Genomic DNA, 26,575 nt, shown 5'->3' with positions numbered 1-26,575 from the left:
CAATACTATATTATATAACCGACCAGGATTGCTAAAAAACGAAACTAAAAATGAATTTTTTGTGAACACAGTTCCAGGCTGCGGACAAAAAAAATTAAGCGATTAAAATAATAGCCAAAGTGTTTATTTGAAAACGGGGAGGATTAAGTTTTGTGCCCGAAGCGTTTAAAGATTGTAAATGGGAGAGACGGAATGAGAAAAAAGGAAAGTGCGAAAGTTTTTTATTGAGCTGAATTTTAGGTATTTAACATATAAATGTGGGAGAGTTGGGTTATTGGAACTCACCTGTTTAAAAGTAGAAAGGTACGATATGGCTAATAAGGTAGAACAGGTGACCCGGTATTTTGCTGTCGGTGTGGTAATGATTTTCGCATTAGTAATGGGGTACATTCTGTATGAGTTATCCGGTACCAAGAGGTACTTTGGACGTCAGTTGGTAGAACAATCATCCCAACGAATTCAAAGTGAATTGGATGAATTTTTCAAGCCGATTGAAAATATAATGCTGACTGTAAAAAAACAGCAGGAACTAAATTTGCTGGAGAATTTTGATGTTGTTTCTTTGAACCGGTTTTTAATTCCTATAATAGACAGGTACCCGCAGGTTTCTTCCATAGCACTGGCCGACAGCAGGGGCTACGAATTCAATGTTCTACCCGCTGATTCCACAGGCTATTATTGGTTAAACCGGGAAGTCTATGTGGATAAATGGGGTATGAAAGAAAAATGGCAGCAATGGAATTTTAAGGATTCTCCTAATCGAGTTCGACTCTGGGAAGAACCCTTGCAAACTGACCCCAGAAATCGTGCCTGGTTTCAAAATGCACTTAAAGAAAAAAGCAGGCAAATATATTGGGCCGAACCATATGCTTATATGACCGGTCAGCTTGGCCTAACAGCTTCCGTTGCCTGGAATTCATCCGTGGATACCTTACAGCATATATTGGCTTTCGATGTGACTCTGGATGATCTAACGAAGTTGTCACAAACATTGAGTGTTACCGATAACGATAAAATATTCATTCTCACGAAGACCAATAAAGAAATCGTAGGATTTCCTAAAGAGTATAAGGAGTCCGATTCTTCAATGATTTCCAATATATACCTTTCTAAACCGCAGGAGATTGGCAATCCTGCACTAACTAAACTTCTTGATCATCCTAATGATACCATAGTTTCATTTTCGAGTGTGGGGCAAAATTGGTGGGGAATCACTAAAACTTACTCGATCAATTCCTCTCAAGAACTTTTGATCGCTGTCCTTGTGCCGGAACAGGATTATGCATATGAAATAAACAGCACCCGTAATGTCATGATCTTCGGTTTTCTATTGATCCTGCTCCTTTCATCCATATTGATGTTAAATCATAACAAATTGATAAAATTGGGAGTTGAGCTGAATAGAAAAAATGATCAGATCAATCAGCAAAAGGATCGGTTATTTGCTGAAGTCCACCACCGGGTAAAAAATAATCTTGCAGTAATGGCGGCCTTACTTGAGTTGGAGCAGATGGAAAATGAAAACCGGGAAGTACAGCAAGTGTTAATCCAATCACACCGAAGAATAAAATCTATGGCCACCATACAAGAAGTAATGTATAAGTCTGATGAATTGAACAGGGTTTTTGTAGCGGATTTTGTTCCCGGAATATTAAATTTAAGTAAAAGTGATTTTACCAAATTTGGAACCACTATAAACCATTCGATTGATTCGGTACAAATCAATACAAACCAAGCATTGACTTATAGCCTGCTGCTTAATGAGTGTATGAACTGTATTTCAAAATCAAGAATGGAAGAGGATAAGGAGCTAAGTTTTACGATTAAACAAACAGAAGGTCATCTTATTACAGAAATTGGAACAGATTCCAAGGTAGATTTCTTTGAAACAAGTGCTGGGATCGGGAAACAGTTAATTACCGTCTTATTGTCTCAGCTTGGGGCAAAAATTGAAAAACTCCGTGAGGATGAAGATATAACCTACATTATTTCTTTTGTGCTAAAAGATAAAAAGGGAATAGCCAGTAACTTTAATTATTAAACACCAGTGTGTTAAAAGCGGAGTCCCCGGGAAAGTGAATTTTTAGCAATGAGAGCACCATTGCCAGGAGAAGATCAGGGAGAGCTTGAATATTTTTTTAGTGTTCATGCTGATATTTTCAGTTTCAGTCCTTCTTTCCACTTTAGGTTTCCAACGCTCTTCCGCTTAAGGGGTATCCGCCTGAACGATCCGGTTGTTGAATTTAAGCTGAAAGGCCTGGTGCGATCCATTTACCTTCTCTCTGTTATATTTGTTACTAATTGAGTGTTCTTTGAGTTTATGTAACATTGCATATCATTAAATAAAAAATCGCCCCCTCGATCTCTCGCAAATCATTGTCAAAAAAAACCAAAGCCGATAAATCAAACGACCGGTTTATAAATTAGAATCCCCATTCGAAACCACTTCACAATTCAATCTTCCTTTCTGAATGTTCGATGTTCTTAAACCCATTCTAAATTCCGTAAAATTCATCCAAAACAGTCTTTACCTTGCAGAAGATTTTTGTATCTTTGCCATCCATTTTGGAACCGTGATCAGCGCGGTTCCCTTTTTATTGCAATTAAATAAAGACTAACTGATGGAATCCGCCTCGGCGTTATTTACTCTCATTATTGCTCTTCCACTGCTGGGTTTTCTGATTAACGGGATTACCGGGCTTTTTGTAGAAAATTATCGTACCAAAAAACAGCTGATCGGGATCATTGCCAACACAATGGTATTTATTCCATTTGTGATCGCGGTGTATTTCTTCCTGAACATGAATGCCGAGTCGGAAGCAGTGGTATTCAAGCTGTTCACCTGGATGGATGTCGGTACATTTAGCGTTGATTTCGCTTACCGTATAGACCAATTGTCTATTATGATGACCATGGTGGTAACCGGAGTTGGATTTTTGATCCATTTGTACTCCATGGGTTACATGGCCGATGATGAAGGATATTGGAAATTTTTTGCCTATCTGAACCTCTTCATCTTTGCGATGTTGAATTTGGTGCTGGGTAATAACCTGTTGCTTCTTTTCCTTGGATGGGAGGGAGTAGGAGTTTGTTCTTATTTATTGATCGGATTCTGGTATACCGATATGGCAAAATCAGATGCTGCCAAAAAAGCTTTTATTTACAACCGAATCGGTGATTTTGCATTCCTGATTGCCATGTTTATGGTCTTTCAAACAGTAGGAAGCCTTAGTTTTGATGTGATATTAGGGAACCTGGATGCTTTCTCCAGTGAGTACACCTTTATGATCGGGTTGCTGATGTTCATTGGGGCGACCGGTAAATCTGCACAGATCCCGCTATTTGTTTGGCTGCCTGATGCCATGGCCGGACCAACTCCCGTTTCTGCACTTATCCACGCTGCTACCATGGTAACTTCTGGTATTTACCTGATCTCCCGGATGTCTCCCATGTATGTGTTATCTCCTGAGGTGATGCTGATCGTAGCCGTAATCGGAGCTTTGACAGCCATTGTAGCTGCTACCATCGCCATCACTCAAAATGATATTAAGAGTGTGCTTGCTTATTCAACCGTTTCACAGTTGGGGTATATGTTTCTTGCACTTGGTGCCGGTGGATTTACCGCAGCTATGTTTCATGTTGTAACACATGCATTTTTCAAAGCTTGCTTATTCCTTGGATCGGGTTCTGTGATTCACGCAATGCATCACGTAGAACATGAGTTGGAGCATGATGGTAAACACGTTCATTTCGATCCGCAGGATATGCGAAATATGGGTGGACTTCGAAAATATATGCCTTCTACCTATAAGACGTTCCTTATTTCCACTATTGCGATTGCCGGGATTCCTCCATTAGCAGGATTCTTCTCAAAAGATGAGGTGCTCGCTATGACAGCAAATGCCGGAGCCGGAGAATTTGGTCAGTATATGTATATGGCACTATGGGTAGTGGGAATCATCACTGCATTTTTAACGGCTTTCTATATGTTCCGACTCACCCTTACAACGTTCCACGGAGAGTTCAAGTTGGGGCAGCGTTTTAAAGAAGCTGTTGGGGCCGAGAAGTACTTACATGAAAGTCCTGCTACCATGACTATTCCACTCTGGACTCTCGCCGGCCTGGCTACTGTTGGAGGATTTTTAGGTGTGCCGAATTTTATTGTTGAGACTTTCACTCACGAGGAAGCACACATCAATTTACTGCACAATTGGCTGTACAACATCACCGCTGATTATGAGCTAACCCTTTCACATGGCATAGAATGGGCGTTGATGTCTGCGTCTATTATTATCGCGATTGCAGGTGTGTTTACAGCATTCAAGATGTACAATAGCAATCAGCAAGAAGCATCGGATGCCAAATTGGCTTCTATGTTTGGCGGTTTATACCAAACCTGGAAAGACAAATATAATCTGGATGAAGTTTATGAAGGATTAATCGCTCGTCCTATTGTCCGTCTTTCAGACAAAGTACTGGCCGTCTTCGATATGAAAGTGGTAGATGGTATTGTTAATGCTACAGCCGGAACCGTACGTCTTTTCGGTTCACTATTCCGATACGTGCAAACCGGTGTGGTTTCAAGCTATGCGCTGGCTTTTGTAATTGGCGTGATCATAATTCTCTATTTAATGGTAATGTAATTTCCCAGATCTCTTGATGGAAACACTTTTAAATATCGTCATTTATTTACCGTTGGTTGGCATTCCGCTGATCGTTTTATCCAAGAATGAAACCACCCAAAAGTGGATTGCCTTGCTGGTGACTTCTGTTACTTTCATTGCCTCATTGCCACTTATGTTTGGTTTTGATGTTGCCAATTCCGGAACCGCTCAATTTTTGACGGAAGGGGGACGGTTGATCGAATCGCTGGATATCAAATATCTGGTGGGACTCGATGGATTGAGTTTGCTTCTTTTCATGCTCACCACATTTATGGGGCCGATTGTAATTCTTTCTTCCTGGAATTCCGTAACCAAACACCTGACCGGTTACTGGAGCATGTTGCTGCTGCTTCAAACCGCTTCATTGGGAGTATTTTCTTCTCTTGACCTGATGGTCTTTTACGTATTTTTTGAGCTTTCATTGATCCCAATGTATTTCCTTATCGGAATTTGGGGTGGTGCCGGACGAATACAGGCTACCATTAAGTTCTTTATTTACACTTTGGTTGGATCCCTTATCATGTTGGTTGGCTTGATCTACCTCGGTTACGATGCCGGCGCAGCAATGGGTGCCGGTACAACTTTCACCACCGACTGGCGATTCCTTTCCAGCGACATGTACACCATCGGCTTGGTTGAGCAAACTTATTTATTTCTGGCTTTTGCACTGGCCTTTTGTATTAAAGTGCCGTTATTTCCTTTTCATACCTGGTTGCCGTATGCGCATACCGAAGCTCCTACAGCCGGCTCTGTGGTTCTTGCAGCCATCATGCTGAAGATGGGAACCTATGGTTTGATCCGCGTTTGTTTACCGATCTTCCCTAATGCCTTTATGGAATTTGCCCCGTGGATGGCCGCTCTTGCCGTGATCGGAATCATTTATGGAGCACTCGTGGCCATGGTTCAAAAAGATGTGAAGAAATTAGTTGCGTACTCTTCTGTGAGTCACCTCGGTTTTGTGGTTTTGGGAATCTTCGCGTTAAATACGGTAGCCGTGCAAGGAGCCATCATTCAGATGATCAACCACGGACTTTCAACCGGTGCACTTTTCCTTATTGTAGGAATGATCTATGATCGTCGCCATACCCGAATGATCAAAGACTTTGGAGGTATCGCCAAGCAGATCCCCATTTTCACCGTAATGTTTATGATCGCGACTTTTGCTTCTATCGGATTACCCGGGCTGAACGGTTTTGTCGGTGAATTTTTGATTCTTAATGGTTCTTTTTTCTCTGAACTGTATAACAATAAGATCTTTGCCATTCTTGCAGCAACCGGTGTGATATTGGCAGCCGTTTACATGCTATGGATGTTCCAGCGCGTGATGTTTGGTCCTATTACTAATGAGGAAAACAAGAAATTAATAGATCTGAATGGGCGAGAAATTGGGTTATTGATTCCGTTAGTAATCTTTATGTTTTGGATCGGAATTCGTCCGGTTGATTTTACCAAATATTCTGAAGCTCAGGTGAATGAATTGATCGAAGCCTCTGAAGCCAAAAGTATGGCGGTATTGGAAGAGGCTCGTAACGAAGATCTGCCCAATTGGACGGCAAAATTTTACGATGTACGTGAATCAGAATCACAATTAGCATCAACCAAATAACAGTACAATGGCACAACCACTTTCCGAAGCAGACATCAAACAAGCGTTGAGTTCTCTGGAAGGATGGGAGTTCAGCGACGACAAGATCAGTAAAGAATTTGGTTTTAATGATTTCAGTGAAGCCCTGGGATTTATTGTCCGCATAGGGCTGGAAGCTGAAAAACAGGTTCATCATCCCGAACTGTTTAATGTGTACAATACGGTTCAAATCAGCCTTAGTACACACGATGCAGGGGATAAAGTTACCCAGAAAGATGTAGACCTGGCCAAAGCAATAGAAAGCGTTTCATAAAATTAGCTAATGGATTATTTAGGCGATATACAAGCTTTTTTACCCGGAGTGATCACCGCAATAGCCGGATTGGTGGTTATCGTAATCGAATCTCTTAAGAAAGAGAGTCCCCTTAATTTCTACGTTACCATTTTATCACTGGCATCAGCCCTGATCATAAGTATTCTTTCACTTGGAGGTGAGATGCAAACAGCATTTTCAGGCATGTTAGTGCATGGCGGCGCTGTTGCATTCGGCAATATGGTAATCTTGGCGGGAGCCCTTTTTTGCGTGTTCATTAGTGAAGATTATCTGCGGGGAATTAACCATTATTACGGCGAAACCTACGCACTGATATTATTCGCCACCACCGGTATGCTTGCCTTAGCAGGGGCCAACGACCTGATCACCCTTTTTGTAGGATTGGAAACTATGTCCATTTGTTTATATGTGATGGCCGGGTTGATCAAGGATGAAAAATCAGGAGCTGAATCTGCTCTTAAATATTTTCTGCTGGGCGCATTTTCTACCGGATTTCTTCTTTACGGAATGGCGTTGATTTATGGTGCTACGGGAACCACCAACATCCCAGAGATTGGTGCTGCTGCCAGTACTGAACTTCTTTTCTTGGCAGGAACTGCACTTCTTCTGGTTGGATTTCTATTCAAAGTTTCGGCAGTTCCTTTCCACATGTGGACGCCGGATGTATACCAGGGAACACCAACTTCTCTTACCGCATACATGGCAACAGCTTCGAAAGCAGGTACTTTTGTAGCTTTTATTCTGATTTTGTCGCGTGCCCTTCCGGTTATGGAAGGCCTGAACTGGCAGTTAGTGCTTAGCGTGATCGCTATACTGACCATGGTATTTGGTAACATTATCGCTTTAGTACAGGATAATGTAAAAAGAATGTTAGCATATTCCAGTGTGGCTCATGCCGGATATGCACTTGTTGGGTTAGCAGCTGGTACTTTTGAAGGATATAATGCCGTATTGTACTACTTGTTCGCTTATACCATTATGAATGTGGGAGCCTTTGGTGTGATCGCTTATTATGAGCGTAACAAAGGATTGGATTTTACGCAGGTTCAAAATCTGGCAGGACTCGGATTCAAGGAGCCGTTAATGGGGGTTGCACTTTCCATATTTTTGTTCTCACTGGCAGGAATTCCACCATTAGTAGGTTTTGTAGGTAAGTACTACGTATTTGCTGCTGCTATTAATGCGGACATGGTTGGCCTTGCTATAATTGGTGTTTTAGCTAGTGCTGCAAGTGTTTACTATTATTTGAGAGTCATGGTCTATTTATATTTCCGTGAGGAGCATCAACCTATTTCTCTCTTCACACCAACGTTAATGTATAAAGGAACCATTGTAGTACTTGCTTTGCTGACCATTTATTTTGGAGTTGAACCGGTACTGCCAGCTGAAGGCTTGATGGATATTCTGAGCGGCTTTGGCGGATATGGAGGAGCAACTGCCCTCATCCCGTAAGAGTGTAGAATTTTAGTGTATAAATTTAAAAAGTCTTTCAGATGAGTCTGAAAGACTTTTTTTATACTCAATTGGAAAGTAATACAAATTGTGTTACATTTTTGGAGAATATCAAAAGCATGGTAATAAAATGCGTTCAATACGTTTATCCGAAGAAATGGAGAAAGATCTTGAGGCTATTGCGGCTCAAAAGAAAACCTCACGGTCCAACATTGTAAAAGAAGCTTTGGTGGAATATATGGCAAAAGAGAAAAAATACAATCAACCTTTTGAGATTGGAAAACGCTACTTCGGGAAATATGGCAGCGGGGAAACCGACCGTTCAAAAACCTATAAATCCAGCATAAAATCTAAGATACGTGACAAGCACGCTCATTGATGCCGGTCCCATTATTGCGCTATTTGACAAAGATGATCAATATCATCAGAAAGTGATGGAGTTTATGGGAGGATTTGAAGGCCGTTTGATCACTACCTGGCCGGTGCTCACGGAAGTTTCTTACATGCTCGATTTTCACAAACAGGTACAGTTAGATTTTTTGAGTTGGGTGAGTGAAGGTGGAATAGAAGTGATCAATCTGGAACAGTGGCAGCTTTTGAAAGTAAGGGAGATCGTAGATAAGTACGCTGACTTACCTGCTGATTTTGCAGATGCATCGTTGTTAGTTGCTGCTGAAATGAGAAACTTGGACTCTATTGTTTCTTTAGATAGTGATTTTTCGGTATACAAATTAGGAACGGGGGAGCAACTAAAGAATTTATTTAACTTGTAAAAGAATCATTTCTCAATAGTTGGAATAGACTGCAAAAAAAGTGTATCTTTGAAAGCTCTGTTGCCCGGCAAAGTGCCAGGGTGACTGTTTTCATCTTAGAAAACAACCAAAGAAACACATACACAGATGAGTAAAAACTATTACGAGTTTACCTATATCATAAATCCTGTACTCGAGGATGACCAGTTTAAAGAAGTCGTCGATAAAGTATCCAAGCTAATCGAAAGTAACGGCGGCGAAATTGAAGAAGTAGATGAGTGGGGATTACGTCAGTTTGCCTACGAAATGGACAAAAAAGGAAGCGGTTATTACGTAAATATGTACTTCACTGCTCCTGCTGAAGCCATTGCATCCGTTGAAAGACAGCTTCGCATTGATGACAACATCATGCGTTACCTTACCCTAAAATACGATGCCAAAATGTTGCGTCACCGTGAGCTTCAAAAGAAAAATGAAGTTCCGGACATCTTCGCTTACGAAGAAGAGGATGATGACAACAACGACGAAAACGACGATTAAGAATAACCCCTCCAAAGAATATAGATTATGATTAAGAATCCATCACATCCAAAAAAAGGCCAGCGCAAGGTGAAGCAATGCAAGTTTACCCGTGCCGGCGTTGAGTACATTGATTACAAAGACACTGATACCCTTCAGCGATTCACAAACGACCAGGGTAAAATCTTACCACGTCGTGTAACCGGAACAAGCGCTAAACATCAGCGACAGCTAACTACGGCCGTTAAACGAGCTCGTTTCTTAGCACTGATGCCTTACGTAGACGAAAACATCCGATAAACCAAGTTGATAGAATATTATGAAAATCATACTTAGAGAAGACGTAGAAAAATTAGGACAATCCGGTGAGATCGTTGACGTAAAAGACGGATACGGCCGTAATTTCTTAATTCCACAAGGTAAAGCAGTAATGGCTACCAAAGGTGCCATTCAGGAGCTTGAAAGAAGGAAGAAAGAAGCTGCTCGCCAGGCTGAGTTTACTGTTAATGAAGCCAAAGCATTGGCTAAGCAATTAGAAGTTACTTCTTTGACCATTGCAGTAACCACAGGTGAAGAAGACAAAATTCACGGTACCGTAACAAATGCGGATATAGCCAAAGCGCTTGAAGAGCGTGATATTATGGTAGACAAGAAAGATATCACCTTAGATCAAGATGTGAAAGCATTAGGTGAATACACTGCTACTGTAAATCTGGTTGGAGATTTAAGCCCGAAAGTGAAATTTTGGGTTGTTAAAGACGAATGATACTTGTCATTCGGATTTAGATTTCAGGCACTAATTTCGGATGAAGTAAGTTTCATTCAGAGAACAGCATCTGCTAAGATGTTTACCAAACAGTTACCTGATCAACTTTTAGAAATCCGTGTTCATGAAATCAGTGCAAATCAAATTAATGGGGATCATCATTCTGATGTTATCCCCATTTTTTATTCAGGCACAAATCCCTGATCCTGTTAAATTCTCCCTGTCTGAAGCTCCCGATTCCGTTTTAGCAGGAGAAGTTTTTGAAGTTAAAGTACAAGCCTCCATTGAAGGCAACTGGCATCTCTATTCTATTTTGAATGATGAAGATGCCGGCCCTTTTCCCACCGAGTTTTCTGCAAAATCCTCAAACTTTGTTATTGCCGGTGATGTTAGGGAATCTGAGGCCGATGTAGAGTTTGATCCCAATTTTGAAGCTGAATTAGGGTGGCACAGTAGTTTTGCGGAATTCACGATTCCGGTAGCAATAAAAACAAGTGAGTCGGGTAAGCAAGATCTGGATATCGAAGTATTTTACCAGGTTTGTGATGATAAAGTGTGTCTTCCTCCCACTACAAAATCCATTATCGCAGGTGTGACGGTGACCGGCGTTTCTGCGAATCCCGTTGAGGCAGTTTTAGGAAGCAGCTCCTCAGATGGAGAAGAAGTATCCGGTGAGTTAGCAGAGATCAAAGAATCTTCAATGGGCGGTGAAGGTATTTTTGGGTTTTTATGGATCGCAATTTTGGCTGGTTTTGCAGCCTTACTAACGCCTTGTGTATTTCCGATGATTCCGCTCACCGTTTCCTACTTTTCAAAATCGGAGGAACATGGAAAAGGTGTCGGAAAAGCATTTTTATTTGGGATAGCGATTGTAGCCACCTTTACTGTGTTAGGAATTTTACTGGCGGCAGTCTTCGGTGTATCAGGAGCTCAGAATTTTGCATCTAATCCATGGGTGAATTTGTTTATTGCGGCCGTTTTGGTCGGCTTTGCTTTCAGTTTGTTGGGAATGTACGAATTGAGATTGCCTTACCAACTTACCAATTGGTTGAATAGAAAGAGTAACGAAAGCGGAGGAGTTGGTGGAATTTTATTCATGGCGCTAACCATAAGCGCCGTTTCCTTCTCTTGTACCGCTCCGTTCGTGGGCGGTGTATTTGCTGCAACCACCGGGGGCGAATGGTTTTATCCCATCATTGGGATGATCGGTTTCTCGGCAGCGTTTGCAAGCCCTTTTGTGATTCTGGCTATCTTTCCAAGCTGGATGCAATCGCTTCCTAAAAGCGGTTCATGGATGAATATTGTGAAAGTGCTTCTTGGTTTTATAGAGCTTGCAGCAGCTATTAAATTCTTATCCAATGTAGACTTGGTTTGGGAATGGGGACTGATTTCACGGCCGCTTGCCATTGCCACGTGGATTGCCATTTTCCTGCTTACGGGCTTATACCTCATCGGAAGTTATTCACTAAAACATGAAAAACGGCCCGACCAAATTTCAACCGGCAGAATGTTGCTAGCTATTCCATTTTTCCTCTTCAGTTTTTACCTGATGCCCGGATTATTGGGAACTTCACTTGGATTCTGGGATGCCTTCCTGCCTCCCAAACAAGTAACAGATGTTAGTTTAGTAGCCACGATAGGAACCGGCGGAGTATCAGGAACGAATGCCGATGCAGACGATGGCTGGTCCAGGGATTACGCCACTTCTGTGGAAAAGGCAAAAGCAGAAAATGTACCGGTCTTTATAGATTTTACGGGGTATACCTGTACCAACTGTCGGGCCATGGAATCAAATGTTTTTCCCTTGGATGAAGTGGTTTCACGGTTCAACCAAATGGAGCTGGTAAAGTTATACACCGACGGCGGTACGGGAGCCAAAGACAATCAAATGCTTCAATTTGAGCTAACCGGGAATGTGGCACTTCCAACTTATGTGATTATGGATCCGGAATCGGGCCGGGTTTTAGAGCAGCGATTAGGATATACAGATGCCGATGATTTTGTTGCTTTCCTGGAGCGTGGATTGCAAGCCTATTCCGATCTTTGATTGTTGACCCTTTCCGCGGAAAGCTTTAGCCTTCATCACACCTCAACAAATGTAGAAAACACTGACTGCAACGGCACGAACGTATCGGCTTTGGATTTTTTGCTGTACAACAGCACTATGCCTGATTTCTATGCCTGAGGGTCTGGCTCAAACGACTATCTCCAATCAGAAGACCCTTGAGCCGCTTTCGGTAGATTCAACATACTTTTTAGGAAACTGGGTACTTCGGGAAAGCATCCTGATCAAGGCGGGAGAAGAGGTCATTTCCGGTGAAAACTGGATCTTTGTTGAACAATCGGGAAGTATTCAATTTACTCAGCCTTTTTGGACAGAACGGGAAATCACATCCGTTACTGTTTTCTTTGAGGAACTGCCGGTTTCATGGCCCCGCTCTTTCCAGTCATTGGTTCCTGTGGAATTAGATTCTGCATTTTTCGAAGATCGGGATTCGCTTCAGTTACAATTACAATCCGGCACACCACAAACAGTTTTTGGTCCATCGGGTTTACGACAATCAGGGAGCTTGAGCCGCGGAGTGATTGTCGGCTCAAACCAGGATTTTTCCCTGGAAAGCGGATTGAATTTTGAGTTAAGTGGGCCGCTTACCGAGAATATCAACATTACTGCATCATTGACTGACCAAAGTATTCCTATTCAACCCGATGGAACGACTCAAAATCTTCGGGAATTCGATAAAGTCTTCATTCAGGTAGAGGCTCCAAATGCTTCAGTTGAGATGGGAGATGTGGATGTAAGTTTGCAGCAAAGTACTTTTGCCCAATATAATCGGCGTTTGCAGGGGGCTGCGGGCAGTGTGAATTCAGAATATGGGGATTATACCGGGGCGGCATCAGTAGTTAGAGGCACATATAAATCTATGCAATTTCAGGGACAGGATGGAGTTCAGGGTCCTTACAGGCTCACCGGAAGAAATGGCGAACAATTTGTGATCATCCTGGCCGGAACCGAGCGGGTTTATATCAATGGACAGCAGGTGCAGCGCGGAGCCGAGAATGATTACATTATAGACTATGGCCTTGGAGAAGTGAGTTTCACTAACAATGTACTGATCAAAGACGAGACCCGGATTGTGATCGAATATGAATATATAGATCGGGATTTTAACAGGACGGTGGTCGCGGCCGAAGGTGGAGCTGAGTTATTTGGTGGGCGAGCTTCCATCGGGGTCAGTGCTATCCGCCAGGCCGATGGTGATGACTTGCTTTCTCAGCGAAGTTTGTCGGAGCAGGATATTGCACTGCTTCAGGATGTGGGGGATGATCTGGACGAAGCCGTAGTAAGCGGAGCCTCTGTTGCCTCCGAAGAAGAACGGGATCAGTTTTTGCTGTATGCAAGAATTGACACGACTGTGAATGGGGAAACGTATACGATCTTTCAGCACCAGCCCGGGGCCGAAGGAGCTATTTATCGGGTTCGGTTTTCGAATGTGGGAGAAGGAAACGGGAGTTACCTTCGGGCCAGTGGACAAACGAATGGATTGTTGTATGAATGGGTGGGGCCCGGTGCAGGAAATTATGAACCGGCACGACAGCTTCCGGCTCCTCAAAAACAACAAATGGTAGCTTTGAATGGAAATGTGGAGGTTTCTAAAAACATCGAGGTATTTGGAGAATGGGCTGTAAGTGATTTAGATAAAAACCGGTTTTCTTCGCTGGATGATGGAGATAACACCGACCTGGGTTACGAGGCGGGACTCCGAATAAAAGAAGCAGAAACCGCCATTGGGGTGATAGATGCAAGGATCACTCGCCGTTACACCGGGCGAAGATTCGAATTTTTTGAAAGAACAAGAGATGTCGAATTCGATCGCAAGTGGAATATTACCCGAACCGGGCAAAGCAGGGAAGCTATCGATCAGGTAGCACTTTCGGTTCAACCCACAGCATTTACGCGCATTGCCGGTGAAATCGGGCAAGTACAAAGGGATGGCTTTCGGGGAATCCGTCAGGCTTCTTCAATTCGAAGTGAGGAAACGGGCTGGCTGGACTTGAGTTACTCACAGGATTGGGTACAAAGTGATGACGAACTACTTGATCAGGATGGAACCTGGTTCAGGCAACAGGGGAATATGAGCAGAGGTTTTGGCTTGAATGATAAAATTACCATCACCCCATACGTCCGGTTTGAGCAAGAAAAAAGGTTGCAACGGTCTTTGACAAATGATTCACTGTTATCGAATTCCCTCTCTTTCTATGATATCGGTCCGGGCCTTCAAGTCAATTTGGCTTCGCTTGAGTTGAATGCAGGGATTGCCTATCGCGATGAGAGAGGCGTTTTGGGCAATAAGCTTGAGGATCTATCCACCGCGGTTGAGCAGCGGTATAGTCTTCGGTTCAGCCCAAGTACTAATTTTGAAACACGGAATGAAATCCGGTTCAGGGATAAAACGTATGCGGAAGATTTTGTTGAACCGGGACGTCAGAACAGGAAGGGTATATTGGTTAAATCAGTGACCAATTATTCTACCAAAAGCAGGATTTTGGAAGGGGAATTCTTCTACGAAGCCAACACACAACGGCAGGCTTTGCTTCAGGAAGCATATATAGAAGTGGGACCTGAAATTGGGCAGTTTGTCTGGGACGATCTGAATGGAGACGGGGTTCAGCAAGTGGATGAATTTTTCCCGGAAGTGAGTGCCAATGAAGGAACCTTTATTCGACAGTTTTTACCATCTGACGAACTGTTACCTGCGGTAGATCTGAACGTTCGCATGATAAATACTATTCAGCCTTTTGTGAAAGCCGATGAGACGCTTTGGTATCAAGGTATTCGTCTTCGTTCCCGGGCAGATATCCTGGAGAATTCTACAACACAGAATCTGAAAGATATTTATTTATTGAATTTAGCATCGTTTCGGAACGATTCTACGACTATACAAGGCCGGATTTTTTGGGAGCAGGAGTTGGATGTTTTTAGAGACTGGCAGGGGGTGGATCTTAAATTTGGGGCAGGGGAGTCTCGAGGATTGAATCGAAGGAGCAGTGAATCCATCCAAAACTATTCAAGCCGTTTTTATGTGAACACGGGATACGGAATAACAAATCGAATCCGGCTTAAGCTGGATGCACAGCGCACGGAAAATTCAAGTTCAAGTGACATTGTATCTAACAGAAACTTTGATATAGAGTCATATAGTTTGGAGCCCGGACTCAATGGGACAATAAGTCGAAATTGGAATGCAGGATTGAATGTTTCATTCATCAGGAAAGAAGATCGGCAGCCGGTTGAGAATACAAAGGCGAGACTCTTAAAAATTTCAACAACACAGCGGTTATATCTTTGGAGAAAAGTTCAATCCACTTTAAGAATGGAATTCAGAAATACGGTTGTAGATGGAAATTCAACACCATTTGGAAGATATGAACTAACAGAAGGAACCGGGGAAGGAATAAATTTTTTATGGTCGCTCAGAAGTACCTACCGGATGAGCAATCTGATTCGTTTGAGTCTCGATTATGACGGGCGAACCGTAAAAGACCGTCCCACAATTCATACTATAAAATTAGTTATGAGTGCAACACTCTGAAGAAACTATATAATTTTATACAACTTATAACGGCACTTCTTGATTGCAGTAACAATACGTAAAAAACAGGTTTAAGAAGCTTTGTTACTTTGACATTTAGTATAAAATGAACTATTCTTTCGCTTCACAAATCTTAGCCTTTAACAATTAAACAATTAGTGGAGTAGACATGATATCGTCGATTGCTCTTTTTCTTTTACAAGCCCCTGCTGACGAAGGGTTTTTTAATGTCGTTGTAGCAAAATTTAATGATGGTAATGATGGTGGTTGGATGTGGCCTGTATTGGTTACATTGATCCTCGGTCTCGCCATTTTCCTTGAGCGGATCATTACCCTGAACCTTGCTGACATCAATACACGGAAATTTATCGTTAACGTACAAGAAGCTCTTCAAGATGGCGGTATCGAAGCTGCTGAAGAACTTTGTGCTCAAACCCGCGGTCCTGTTGCTTCTGTATTTCAGGCCGGTTTGATGCGAGCTCACGAAGGAATTGAAGCTGCTGAAAAAGCAATTTCAGCTTACGGTTCCATTGAGATGAGCTTCCTTGAAAGAGGTCTTGTATGGTTGTCGCTCTTTATTGCGATTGCTCCACTATTTGGATTCCTTGGAACGGTAGTAGGTATGATCGCGGCCTTCGATGATATCGAAGCTGCAGCTGATATCTCCCCAAGTATTGTGGCCGGTGGTATTAAAACAGCACTTTTAACCACAGCCGGTGGTTTGATAGCGGGTATTATTCTCCAGATCGGTTACAACTATTGCGTATCCAAAATTGACCGCCTGATTGCAGAGATGGAAGAAAGTTCAATTACATTGATCGACTCTATCATTATGCTAAACGAAGGTAAAGACCTTATTCCTCCGCAAGAGTCTGAAGCCTAATTAGAATCCAAACAATAAACAGGAAAGTAAAATGGTTGCAATTAGTGTAGGTCTTGCTTTTGGCTTATTGGGACTTGGCTTGCTATTTATGGTATTTGCCGGAGTTCGCAGCTTGACGTTAGGAAAGCAAGACTTTAAGAAAATTGGTATGATGGCCATTCCATTTGTTGTGTTTGGAATCTCATTTGCAGTCTTTGGCGAGTATGCCAAGGCAGGTATGATGACCGCCACAGTAATGATGGCCACTATGGTTTTAGCGATAGTTCTTACCGGACTTCGCGGAACATTCAAGTTTTAAGAAGAAGGACGCATTATGCTACTTAAGAAACGTAAACGAGAGAGTGCCGAAATCAACGGCTCCTCTATGGCTGATATCGCCTTTCTTCTGTTGATCTTCTTTTTGGTGACAACTACCATTAATGTTGATACAGGGATAGGTTTGGTATTGCCTCCTCCTCTTGAGGATGATCAGGAACCCCCTCCAATTAAAGAGCGAAACCTGATGAACATTCTGGTTAACGCCGAAGGAAGGGTTCTTATGGATGATGAACCAAAACAACTTAATGAAGTGAAAGCTTCATTGATTGAGTTCATCAAAAATCCAACCAATGATCCTGACCTTGCTGAAACACCGGAACTTGCTATCGTTTCCATTAAAACACAGCGGGCAACTCCATATAAAATTTATGTGGATATGCTTGATGAAGTGATGGGAGCATATAAAGATCTGAGAGACGAAGCTTCTCGAGCTAACTATGGAGTTCCTTTCAGTTCCCTGCAAGATGAAAGTCCCCAGCAAGAGCAAATTCAGGATATGTATCCCAAGAAAATCTCAATTGCTGAAGGAGGAGACAGCTAATGGCACATTTCAAGAAAAAACAGGCCGGCAGCAAACAGGAAATCCCTACATCTGCGATGCCTGATGTTGTATTTATGTTGCTCTTCTTTTTCATGGTGACAACTGTATTGCGTGAAGTGACACTCAAGGTACGTGTGAACCTCACCCAAGCAGAAAACATTGAGAAGATTGAGCAGAAAAGGTTGCTTTCATATATCTACATTGGTCCTGAACGACTACCCGGTAATAGACTGGGTGAAGATAAGGTTCAGATCGACGATGCTATCATCGAAGATATTGGAGCTATTCGTACGCTGATGTACGACAAACTTCGTGAACAACCTAAGCTAATTGTTTCCTTACGCGTTGATGAGGCTTCTGAATTTGGATTGTTGACTGATGTTCAAAAAGAACTTCAGCAAGCCAGTACGTTCAGGATCAACTACTCTACCCGTAGAGAACCTTAGTATAAAGTATTTATCAGAAAAGGCATCTGTGCGTTTAGTGCAGCTGCCTTTTTTTATTTCTAAAATCCCGATATACAGTTAATGTCAGAATCTGATTCTTTTCAAACAATACAAAGCATAGGCGTGAAAGGCTTGTTGGATAAGATCACAAGCTATGATGCCTATAAAAATGATAAAGTTCTCAAATCTATTGGGGATGATGCCGCTGTAATTAAAGAAGACGGCGATCAGTTGACCCTACTTTCATCCGATACCTATGTGGAGGGAGTAGACTTCGATCCGACTTACACGCCATTCAATCATTTGGGATATAAAATATTGTCAGCAGCGGTTAGTGATATTTATGCAATGAATGGAACCCCTGAAGCAGCTCTGATCAATCTTGCAGTTCCAAACAGAATGTCGGTACAAATGATTGAAGCATTATACGAGGGAATTTATGCTGCCGGAAAAAAACATAAGGTAGAAATTGTAGGTGGAGATCTGAAAGCCAATCATGCCAACCTTGTAGTTTCAATAAGTGTGTATGGAAAAGTAAATAAAGATGAGATCACCTATCGGAATACAGCCAAAGAAGGAGATGCCATTTGCGTAACAGGGGATGTGGGTGGAGCTCTGGCCGGTCTCCGTATTTTGATGAGAGAAAAGAAGTTTTGGGAAGAACACGGCGACGAATCCGTTCAACCCGAGTTAGGTGATTATCAATTTGTGGTAAAACGTCAGTTGGTTCCGGAAGCACGAAAAGATCTTATCGATGCGTTTAAAGCAGAAGGAATTGTTCCTTCATCAATGATCGATCTTTCCAAAGGGATTGTTAATGAAGTAAGTGCGCTTTCAGAAGCTTCACAATTGGGAGCACAGATCTATCAGGCGGCACTTCCAATAGCTATTGAAACCAGACAGGTAGCAGACGAAATGCAGGAAGATGTAGATCGGTATGCTTTGTTCGGTGGAGAAGATTTTGAATTAATGTTCTCACTACCCGAAGAAAAAGTCGAAAAATTTGTAAATCATTTTAAAGATTTTGTTGTGATTGGTCGCTTCCTTCCCAAAGAAAAGGGCTTGAGAATGCAAACAGCAGAAGGAGATATTCTATCTTTTGATGATTTGTCATAATAAGAGAGGTGGCACGTTTTTTGCCAACAACACGTTCAAATAAATAGTTTTAAATTTCATCAGATAAACTCATCTGAGCGCCAATTTCGTTATATTGCCGATCTCAGAATAATTATATAAGCTTTTTTAATGGCTCAGAATAACCCTAACAAACGTAAAACGATCAAGCCGGGCGGTGACAATAATAAAAAAGGAAATTCACCGAAATTTCCTACCTGGAGTATTTTTGTCCTGTTCTTTGTACTGCTTTTGGCTCAAATCCTTTTTTTTCCGGCCGAAACTGGAAATCGTATCAAATACAGTGAGTTCCTTAATTATGTAGAAAACGGATATGTGACGGAGATCACCATTACCAATGGTGTAGACGTTACCGGTATTTATTCTGACAAAGCTATTGAGGAAGGTATTGTAACGCCTCCACAGGATGGCGGTAGCAGCAATCCCTTTACAACCGGAGAGACTCAAGATTACAAAAAGTTTAAAACTACCATGCTTCGCGACGACGATATTCGTCCTGTTTTGGATGCCAATTCAGTGGAGTATGATGTAAGAATCGAAGAAGATTGGTTCAGCGGGATCTTTATTTGGCTGATACCTCTTGCCATTTTGATCGTAATCTGGATATTCATTTTCCGCAAGATGAATCCGGGACAGCAGGTATTGAACATTGGAAAAAATAAAGCATCTCTATACGATCAACAGAAAGAGACTAAAGTTACCTTCGAGGATGTAGCCGGACTTCAGGAAGCTAAAGCTGAAGTTGAAGAAGTCGTTGAATTCCTTAAGAATCCACAAAAATTTACCAAATTAGGTGGTGTGCTTCCCAAAGGAGTATTGCTGGTGGGCCCTCCGGGAACGGGTAAAACCTTGTTGGCAAAAGCTACCGCCGGTGAGGCAAGCGTGCCCTTCTTTAGCCTTAGCGGGTCTGACTTTGTTGAGATGTTTGTTGGAGTAGGAGCTGCCCGTGTTCGAGATCTTTTCAAACAGGCAAAAGAGAAAGCGCCTTGTATCATATTTATAGACGAGATCGATTCCATTGGTCGTACCCGTGGTCGTGGAATGGCTATGAGCTCAAACGATGAGCGTGAGAATACTTTGAACCAGCTTTTGAGCGAAATGGATGGCTTTAACTCCGATAAAGGAGTGATACTGATGGCTGCAACAAACCGTCCTGATATTTTGGACTCTGCGTTATTACGCCCGGGACGTTTCGACCGTCAGATCATGATCGACAAGCCAGACTTGAATGGAAGGGTGGAAATTCTGAAGGTTCATACCAAAAAATTGAAACTCACAGATAATATTGATCTTCGGGTTTTAGCTTCTCAAACTCCAGGTTTTGCCGGTGCTGATTTGGCGAACCTCTGTAACGAAGCGGCTTTGCTTGCGGCCCGCCGAGAGAAGAATGCGATTGAAATGGAAGACTTCCAGGATTCTATTGAAAAAGTTATTGCCGGTTTAGAGCGTAAGAATAAACTCATTAGTCCGGATGAGCGTAAGATCGTGGCTTACCACGAAGCCGGGCATGCTATTGTAGGATGGTTCCTTGAATACACCGATCCGGTGCTTAAGGTGAGTATTGTGCCCCGTGGGTTGGCGGCTTTAGGATATACGCTTCAAACTCCATTGGAAGAGCGGTTCCTGATGACTACCGAAGAACTTAATGACAAGATATGTGCATTATTGGGAGGGCGTGTTGCAGAAGAGATCATTTTCGGAAAAATATCGACCGGTGCCCAGAATGATCTTGAGCGAATTACCACGATGGCATTTGCCATGGTAGCCGAATATGGTATGAGTGATGAATTAGGATATATTTCCCTGAAAGATTCACAGAACCCTGAAAACAGTTATGGGTTCAATAAAAAATATTCTGAGCGTACCAGTGAACAAATAGACCGGGAGGTACGCAATATTATTGACAAGAATCATGACCGAACCCTTGAGCTGTTGAAAAAGCATCGTGATGAGCTTGAGAAACTGGCAGAGGCCCTTCTGGAGCGCGAAGTTCTGGATCATCACGCATTGAGAGAGTTGCTTGGAGACCGTCCACACGGTAAATATCCTGATGGTATCTTTGATGCCAAAAAGGACAAGTCCAGCCAGAATGGGGTTTCCGAACAGAAGGAAGAAGCTTCAGAAAATAAAAAGAGATCTGAGGATACGGTTCAGTCAAAAAGTAATGAACCGGAAGATTCCGGGAATACAGACGGAGAAACAAAAAATGAGGAGACTGAAGCTTAAATCAGGCTCCTTAACATTCACGTAATCTACGCATAAAGAAAGCATAACTCCGGCTTAACAGTACGGAAAAGGCTGAGTTTTAGTTTTGCATCACCATGTTGAACGCAAAACTAAACAACTCAGCACACGTGAAAAAACACATATTATCAGCACTCGTTTGTTTTGCGCTTTCCTTGACTAATAACCTGAAAGCGCAAGAAACAGGTACCATCTCAGGTACCGTTGTAGATGCCGAAACCGGCGAAACTCTGATCGGAGTTAACATTATGGTGGAGGGAACCGCTACAGGAACCGCCACCGACCTTGATGGAAACTATTCCATAAAAAACCTTGCTCCCGGTACTTATACCCTGAACGCAAGCTATGTCTCTTTTCAAAAGCAAACCATTACCGGTGTCGAAGTTACGGCAGGTCAGGTAACAAGATTAGACCTGGCTTTACAACCCGAAACGGAAGACTTAGGTGATGTAATCATCACTGCCGAAGCCGTTCTGGATAACGAAGCAGGACTACTTCGTCAGCGCCAAAAATCCATTTCCTTCAGCGATGCCATTTCTGCTGAATCCATTTCAAACTCAGGTAGTGGAGATGCAGCTGGAGCGCTTCAGAAAGTAGTTGGAGCTTCTGTTGTAGATGGTAAGTACGTGTATATTCGAGGACTTGGAGATCGCTATACAAGCACGCATCTAAACGGTTCAGAGTTACCAAGTGCAGATCCCAACCGGAAGTCCTTCCAGCTCGATATGTTTCCAAGTAACTTGTTGGAGAATATCGTCACCTTAAAAACATTTACTCCGGATAAACCCGGTAATTTCAGTGGAGGACTTGTAGATATTTCTACCAAAGATTTTCCTGAACAATTTTCTTTTCAACTTTCCGCTTCCTCCGGTTTTAACACTATGGCTTCTTTTAGTGAGTTGAAAATTGGTGAAGCCAGTGATACCGATTTCCTCGGTTTTGATGGGGGAAGACGTGATATTCCTAAAGAGGTACGCGATTATCTATCATCAGGAAAAGAGATTCCAACCTTACGAGATACGCGCAATGATCCCGATGCTGCAGAAACGTTGGATCGATTATCTAAGGCTTTCAATAACGAATTTCGTCCGAGAGAACAGCAATCGACGATGAATCAGAGTTATGGATTCTCTATTGGTAATCAAATTCCGGTGTTTGGTAAAGACTTGGGCTATACCGCCAGCTTTTCATATGGTCAGAGTTATTCAGGTTATAACGATGGAGTAGTTTCCCGCTATGATCTGGTTGGTAATTTTGATAGCTCAGAGCAGCTTTTCAGAAGGCTCGATGTGCAAGATATCAGAGGACAGCGCACTGTTGATTGGGGTGGAATGGCCTCACTTTCTTATCGATTGACTCCCAATCACAAAGTATCAGCCCGTTTTCTAAGAACCCAAAGTGGTGAAGCATCCGGCCGGTATTTAGAAGGTTTCCAGGTTGATATTCCCGATGCTCTTTTTCAAACCCGCACAATTCAGTACACAGAACGAAGCCTGACTTCATTTCAACTAAGCGGAAAAAGTTACTTCGAAGACCTTCTGAAAACCACTATCGAATGGAAAGCTTCTTCCGCAACCAATATTCAGGATGAACCGGATCTGCGTTATTTTACCACGCAGGTAGATACCTTTCCATCCGGGGCAATTTTACACTCCAGCCCAACCAATAACTTCCAGCGCCCTGGCCGGTTTTATCGTGATTTGGAGGAAGGAAACAGAACTGCCGGAGTAGATATAACCATTCCATTTGCGTCCTTCAACCAGAATTCAGCCAACTTAAAATTTGGGGGGAGTATCGTAGATGTAGATCGTGAATTCCTTGAGCGCAGATTCGATTTTTATACCGACAATACCAATTTCACTTTGAATGATGTTGGGGGAAATGAGGACGCATTTTTTGATTCCCTGGGAATTCTTGGATACAGCAGTAGTGGTCGGCCTCAGTTTGGAAACTATGTTCAAGATGCTTCAGCGCCCCGAAGTAACTATGATGCAGAAAGTCAGGTGAATGCTGCTTACATCATGACGGAGCTGCCCCTTACCGATTGGTTCAAACTGGTTGGCGGTGTACGTTTAGAAGATGCCAGTATCAATGTGGTCAGCCAGGATACTTCCATGCAAGAAGGAATACTTCGCAATACAGATTTACTGCCATCGATAAATGGGATTTTAAGCCTTTCTGAGAATATGAACATCAGGGCAGCGTATACCCAAACAGTTGCACGACCAACATTCCGGGAACTTGCCCCTTATATTACTTTTGATTTTGTGGGCGGATTATTATTCCAGGGGAATGCTGAGCTTAACCGAACTCTGATTACTAATTACGATGTGCGCTGGGAATTTTTCACGGCTCCCGGCGAGATCTTTGCTATTAGTGGATTCTACAAAGAGCTGCAAAATCCATTGGAACGAGTCATCAGAACTGACCTTGGAAACGATGCTCTTTCCATCCAAAATGTAGATCAAGGTAAAGTGTATGGGATTGAGTTTGAAGTTCGCAAGAACCTCGGTTTCATCGCAGATCCCTTCCGCTATTTCTCATTCGGTTCAAACCTTACACTGGTTCGTTCTGAAGTGGATATTCCAGAATTGGAACTCACGGTGATTCGAAACGCTCATCCTGATGCAGAATCATCCCGGGAATTACAGGGGCAGTCACCCTACTTGTTTAATCTCGACCTGGGATACTCTAACCCCAACCAAGGGCTCAAATCTTCCATAAGCTACAATTATTTTGGAGACCGCCTCTCCATTGTTGCAGAAGGAGCCACACCGGATATTTACGAACGAGGGTATCCATCGCTGAACTTTACGGCTAATAAGACAATCGGCACACACTTTGAACTCAGCCTGAAGGCCAGCAATCTCCTTAATCCGGATATTGTGGAATCTCAACGATTTAAGGGCGATGAATACTTTTACCAGCGCTACAAGCGTGGTCAGACTTTCTCAATTGGAATTAAGTATAAAATTTAAACCCAACACATAAATCAAAAAACCAAACGTACAAATGAAGAAAGCAACGCTACTTATTGCAGCATTTTTGTCGATGTCATTCCTCGCGATGGCGCAGACAACAGTGACTGTGAGTTCAAATATCACCACCGACACCGAGTGGACCGCCGATAACGAATACCTGCTGGATGGCATGATCTTCGTAACCAATGGCGCCGATCTTTATATCGAAGCCGGAACCACCGTTCGCGGAGCTGAAGGACAAGATTTGGATGCATCCGGACTTGTAATTACTCGCGGCTCCCGCATTTTTGCAGAAGGAACTGCTGAGAACCCGATCATCTTTACTGCCGAGAATGATGAAGGGCTTACCAAAGACGATGTAGGAGAGTGGGGCGGAGTGATCATACTTGGCCGTGCTTCCACAAACAATATCGTAGAAGCAACTATCGAAGGAGTAAATGAAATCACCGACGATCCTGCTTTGGTAGGTTATGGCGGAACCGATGATATGGACGATTCCGGAATTTTGCGCTACGTTTCCATTCGTCATACCGGGATTAANATTGGTTCCAGTTCAGGTAANGAGATCCAGGGANTNACTNTNGGTGGNGTNGGAGCNGGNACNACNATNGAATANGTNGANTCNTTNGCNTCNGGNGATGANGGCTACGAATGGTTTGGCGGTACGGTGAACACCAAGTATTTAGTGTCTGCTTTCAATAATGATGATGCTTTTGACTGGGATCAGGGATTCCGTGGAAAAGGACAGTTCTGGTTTGTGATTCAGGACAGCGATCAAGCCGGACGTTCTGCAGAAATGGATGGAGCCGGTGGAGATGAAACCGGAACGCCATTTGCTTATCCTGTGATCTCTAATGCCACTTATATAGGTCCGGGAGTGACTGCAACTCCATCCGGAGATCCGGGACAAATGCTTGAGTTTCGCGATAATACCGGAGCGTTGTATGCAAACTCGGTATTTACCGATCATCCCGGAAATGCGCTTCGTGTGGAAGATGTAGATGGAGTAGATTTCTTTGACTCCAGAGCCAGACTTGAAGCCGATTCCCTGAACATAACTAACAGCATTTTCTTCAGTTTTGGAACGGGAAGCACACTCGATGAAATGGCTACAAATGCCTATGAAGCCACCATGCTAAACGCTAACAGCAACTCAGCAATAGATCCCGAGCTTAGAGGGATTTCTCGCTCTGCTGATGGCGGGTTGGATCCTCGCCCAAATCCAGATAGCCCTGTTTATGGATTGGCTGAAAGTGTAGGTGATGGCTGGTTCCAGAATGTTAACTATGCAGGTGCGTTTGACGGTTCAAACTGGCTCGCTGGATGGACTGCACTTGATGCCTATGGATTCTTGGGCAAAGGGTTGGTAACGGATACAAAAGAGGAGACATATATCGATCTTCCTTCCTCTATCAAGCTCAACCAAAACTATCCTAACCCATTTAACCCAACTACGCAGATCAGCTTTACGCTGCCACAAGCGCAGGAAGTAACGCTGAAAGTGTACGACATGTTGGGCCGTGAAGTGGCTACACTGGCAAATCGTGAAATGTTCTCTGCGGGGATGTCAACGCTGAACTTCAATGCAAGCAGCCTTTCAAGTGGTATTTATATCTACAGGCTGACCAGCGGCAACATAGCACTCACAAGAAAAATGTCTCTTATAAAGTAGTAGCAAGTAGATTCCTACTCACAACATAAACGTCTCACATCACTGTGAGGTGTGCTGATCAAGAAAGCTCTGATGATATCGGAGCTTTCTTTTTTTTGTTTTATAGATTTAGTCCGGTAAGTCATTCCCGCGGATGCGGAATCTAATTGATGGAATTCCCCAACCTAATTCAAGCCTCCGCTTGGACTACACGTATATTCCACTAAAATATTTTAACTATACATTGATTTGATAGTGAAAACAGTTTATTTTCATCGTAAAATTACGATATACGATCATGGCTATCACAAAAGCACAATTGTTTAACGAAAAACAAATCAAAGCCGCGGAGTTTGCCAAGGCAATATCTCACCCCGCACGCATTGCCATTTTGCAGATATTAGCAAAAACGAATGCTTGTTATTGCGGAGACATCACCGAAGAATTACCCCTCGCCCAGTCCACGATCTCTCAGCATTTAAAAGCGCTGAAATCGGCCGGCATTATCAAAGGAGAAATAGAGGGGGTGCGAACCTGCTACTGTTTTGATGAAGAAAATCTTGCCGAATTCAAATCCGTGATGGAAGCCATGATAAATGAAATTTCAATTCCCGATTCCTCTTGCTGTTAACACTAATGGAAAATTTGATCAACATGAATTACAAGTGATATACGACGAGAATAAATTAGTCCCGTTAGGGACGAACTACA

Annotated in this window: 21 protein-coding genes; all 21 read left to right on the top strand. The window is 42.8% G+C overall.

Annotated features, from left to right (window positions below; genetic code table 11):
- Positions 1–310 precede the first annotated feature (310 nt).
- Entirely contained in the window at positions 311–2,041 is a 1,731-nt protein-coding gene (locus B151_RS0104370; RefSeq protein ID WP_020402386.1) for a sensor histidine kinase, read from the top strand.
- Between the two features lie 580 nt (positions 2,042–2,621).
- Entirely contained in the window at positions 2,622–4,643 is a 2,022-nt protein-coding gene (gene nuoL, locus B151_RS0104355; RefSeq protein WP_020402383.1) for an NADH-quinone oxidoreductase subunit L, read from the top strand.
- A gap of 16 nt (positions 4,644–4,659) precedes the next feature.
- The gene (locus tag B151_RS0104350) at positions 4,660–6,270 is read left to right on the top strand and encodes a complex I subunit 4 family protein (RefSeq protein WP_020402382.1); all 1,611 of its coding nucleotides are present in this window, start codon (positions 4,660–4,662) and stop codon (positions 6,268–6,270) included.
- Positions 6,271–6,277: 7 nt separating this feature from the next.
- Entirely contained in the window at positions 6,278–6,562 is a 285-nt protein-coding gene (locus B151_RS0104345; protein WP_020402381.1) for a 4a-hydroxytetrahydrobiopterin dehydratase, read from the top strand.
- A 9-nt stretch (positions 6,563–6,571) separates the two neighbouring features.
- The gene (locus B151_RS0104340; protein WP_020402380.1) at positions 6,572–8,035 is read left to right on the top strand and encodes an NADH-quinone oxidoreductase subunit N; all 1,464 of its coding nucleotides are present in this window, start codon (positions 6,572–6,574) and stop codon (positions 8,033–8,035) included.
- Between the two features lie 130 nt (positions 8,036–8,165).
- Entirely contained in the window at positions 8,166–8,414 is a 249-nt protein-coding gene (locus B151_RS0104335) for a CopG family ribbon-helix-helix protein (protein WP_020402379.1), read from the top strand.
- The gene (locus tag B151_RS0104330) at positions 8,395–8,808 is read left to right on the top strand and encodes a type II toxin-antitoxin system VapC family toxin (protein WP_020402378.1); all 414 of its coding nucleotides are present in this window, start codon (positions 8,395–8,397) and stop codon (positions 8,806–8,808) included. Before B151_RS0104335 ends, B151_RS0104330 begins: the two co-directional genes overlap by 20 nt.
- 126 nt (positions 8,809–8,934) lie before the next feature.
- A complete protein-coding gene (gene rpsF, locus B151_RS0104325) occupies positions 8,935–9,327 on the top strand; it encodes a 30S ribosomal protein S6 (protein ID WP_020402377.1) in 393 nt (130 codons plus the stop codon).
- Positions 9,328–9,354: 27 nt separating this feature from the next.
- Entirely contained in the window at positions 9,355–9,606 is a 252-nt protein-coding gene (rpsR, locus tag B151_RS0104320; RefSeq protein WP_020402376.1) for a 30S ribosomal protein S18, read from the top strand.
- A 19-nt stretch (positions 9,607–9,625) separates the two neighbouring features.
- On the top strand, positions 9,626–10,072 hold the full coding sequence (rplI, locus tag B151_RS0104315) for a 50S ribosomal protein L9 (RefSeq protein WP_020402375.1): 447 nt from the start codon (positions 9,626–9,628) through the stop codon (positions 10,070–10,072).
- A 124-nt stretch (positions 10,073–10,196) separates the two neighbouring features.
- Positions 10,197–12,119, top strand: a complete 1,923-nt coding sequence (locus tag B151_RS0104310) for a protein-disulfide reductase DsbD family protein (RefSeq protein ID WP_020402374.1) — start codon at positions 10,197–10,199, stop codon at positions 12,117–12,119.
- 130 nt (positions 12,120–12,249) lie between these two features.
- Complete coding sequence (locus tag B151_RS0104305; RefSeq protein ID WP_020402373.1) at positions 12,250–15,666, top strand: hypothetical protein; 3,417 nt, start codon at positions 12,250–12,252, stop codon at positions 15,664–15,666.
- A gap of 169 nt (positions 15,667–15,835) precedes the next feature.
- Complete coding sequence (locus B151_RS17950) at positions 15,836–16,549, top strand: MotA/TolQ/ExbB proton channel family protein (protein WP_020402372.1); 714 nt, start codon at positions 15,836–15,838, stop codon at positions 16,547–16,549.
- Between the two features lie 31 nt (positions 16,550–16,580).
- A complete protein-coding gene (locus B151_RS0104295; RefSeq protein ID WP_020402371.1) occupies positions 16,581–16,847 on the top strand; it encodes a hypothetical protein in 267 nt (88 codons plus the stop codon).
- A 15-nt stretch (positions 16,848–16,862) separates the two neighbouring features.
- Positions 16,863–17,408, top strand: coding sequence for an ExbD/TolR family protein (locus B151_RS0104290; protein WP_020402370.1), 546 nt, complete (start codon positions 16,863–16,865; stop codon positions 17,406–17,408).
- The gene (locus B151_RS0104285) at positions 17,408–17,854 is read left to right on the top strand and encodes an ExbD/TolR family protein (protein ID WP_020402369.1); all 447 of its coding nucleotides are present in this window, start codon (positions 17,408–17,410) and stop codon (positions 17,852–17,854) included. The genes B151_RS0104290 and B151_RS0104285 overlap by 1 nt, the downstream gene beginning before the upstream one ends.
- Positions 17,855–17,935: 81 nt before the next feature.
- Complete coding sequence (gene thiL / locus B151_RS0104280) at positions 17,936–18,970, top strand: thiamine-phosphate kinase (RefSeq protein WP_020402368.1); 1,035 nt, start codon at positions 17,936–17,938, stop codon at positions 18,968–18,970.
- A 129-nt stretch (positions 18,971–19,099) separates the two neighbouring features.
- The gene (gene ftsH / locus B151_RS0104275; RefSeq protein ID WP_020402367.1) at positions 19,100–21,214 is read left to right on the top strand and encodes an ATP-dependent zinc metalloprotease FtsH; all 2,115 of its coding nucleotides are present in this window, start codon (positions 19,100–19,102) and stop codon (positions 21,212–21,214) included.
- A gap of 128 nt (positions 21,215–21,342) precedes the next feature.
- The gene (locus B151_RS0104270; RefSeq protein ID WP_169332183.1) at positions 21,343–24,210 is read left to right on the top strand and encodes a TonB-dependent receptor; all 2,868 of its coding nucleotides are present in this window, start codon (positions 21,343–21,345) and stop codon (positions 24,208–24,210) included.
- 34 nt (positions 24,211–24,244) lie between these two features.
- Positions 24,245–25,885: a T9SS type A sorting domain-containing protein gene (locus tag B151_RS17945; protein WP_020402365.1), complete on the top strand. Its 1,641-nt coding sequence runs from the start codon at positions 24,245–24,247 to the stop codon at positions 25,883–25,885.
- 277 nt (positions 25,886–26,162) lie between these two features.
- Positions 26,163–26,495, top strand: coding sequence for an ArsR/SmtB family transcription factor (locus B151_RS0104260; RefSeq protein WP_020402364.1), 333 nt, complete (start codon positions 26,163–26,165; stop codon positions 26,493–26,495).
- The last annotated feature ends 80 nt before the right edge of the window (positions 26,496–26,575 follow it).

This window comes from Gracilimonas tropica DSM 19535, from assembly GCF_000375425.1.
Lineage (GTDB): Bacteria > Bacteroidota > Rhodothermia > Balneolales > Balneolaceae > Gracilimonas > Gracilimonas tropica.
The sequence above is the reverse complement of the archived record's forward strand: the minus strand, read 5'-3'. Positions and strand labels throughout refer to the sequence as shown.

What these genes read in the sequence shown, in the direction of transcription:
- B151_RS0104370 (WP_020402386.1), top strand. Translation starts at nt 311, where the DNA reads ATGGCTAATAAGGTAGAACAGGTGACCCGGTATTTTGCTGTCGGTGTG.
- nuoL (WP_020402383.1), top strand. Translation starts at nt 2,622, where the DNA reads ATGGAATCCGCCTCGGCGTTATTTACTCTCATTATTGCTCTTCCACTG.
- B151_RS0104350 (WP_020402382.1), top strand. Translation starts at nt 4,660, where the DNA reads ATGGAAACACTTTTAAATATCGTCATTTATTTACCGTTGGTTGGCATT.
- B151_RS0104345 (WP_020402381.1), top strand. Translation starts at nt 6,278, where the DNA reads ATGGCACAACCACTTTCCGAAGCAGACATCAAACAAGCGTTGAGTTCT.
- B151_RS0104340 (WP_020402380.1), top strand. Translation starts at nt 6,572, where the DNA reads ATGGATTATTTAGGCGATATACAAGCTTTTTTACCCGGAGTGATCACC.
- B151_RS0104335 (WP_020402379.1), top strand. Translation starts at nt 8,166, where the DNA reads ATGCGTTCAATACGTTTATCCGAAGAAATGGAGAAAGATCTTGAGGCT.
- rpsF (WP_020402377.1), top strand. Translation starts at nt 8,935, where the DNA reads ATGAGTAAAAACTATTACGAGTTTACCTATATCATAAATCCTGTACTC.
- rpsR (WP_020402376.1), top strand. Translation starts at nt 9,355, where the DNA reads ATGATTAAGAATCCATCACATCCAAAAAAAGGCCAGCGCAAGGTGAAG.
- rplI (WP_020402375.1), top strand. Translation starts at nt 9,626, where the DNA reads ATGAAAATCATACTTAGAGAAGACGTAGAAAAATTAGGACAATCCGGT.
- B151_RS0104310 (WP_020402374.1), top strand. Translation starts at nt 10,197, where the DNA reads ATGAAATCAGTGCAAATCAAATTAATGGGGATCATCATTCTGATGTTA.
- B151_RS0104305 (WP_020402373.1), top strand. Translation starts at nt 12,250, where the DNA reads ATGCCTGAGGGTCTGGCTCAAACGACTATCTCCAATCAGAAGACCCTT.
- B151_RS17950 (WP_020402372.1), top strand. Translation starts at nt 15,836, where the DNA reads ATGATATCGTCGATTGCTCTTTTTCTTTTACAAGCCCCTGCTGACGAA.
- B151_RS0104295 (WP_020402371.1), top strand. Translation starts at nt 16,581, where the DNA reads ATGGTTGCAATTAGTGTAGGTCTTGCTTTTGGCTTATTGGGACTTGGC.
- B151_RS0104290 (WP_020402370.1), top strand. Translation starts at nt 16,863, where the DNA reads ATGCTACTTAAGAAACGTAAACGAGAGAGTGCCGAAATCAACGGCTCC.
- B151_RS0104285 (WP_020402369.1), top strand. Translation starts at nt 17,408, where the DNA reads ATGGCACATTTCAAGAAAAAACAGGCCGGCAGCAAACAGGAAATCCCT.
- thiL (WP_020402368.1), top strand. Translation starts at nt 17,936, where the DNA reads ATGTCAGAATCTGATTCTTTTCAAACAATACAAAGCATAGGCGTGAAA.
- ftsH (WP_020402367.1), top strand. Translation starts at nt 19,100, where the DNA reads ATGGCTCAGAATAACCCTAACAAACGTAAAACGATCAAGCCGGGCGGT.
- B151_RS0104260 (WP_020402364.1), top strand. Translation starts at nt 26,163, where the DNA reads ATGGCTATCACAAAAGCACAATTGTTTAACGAAAAACAAATCAAAGCC.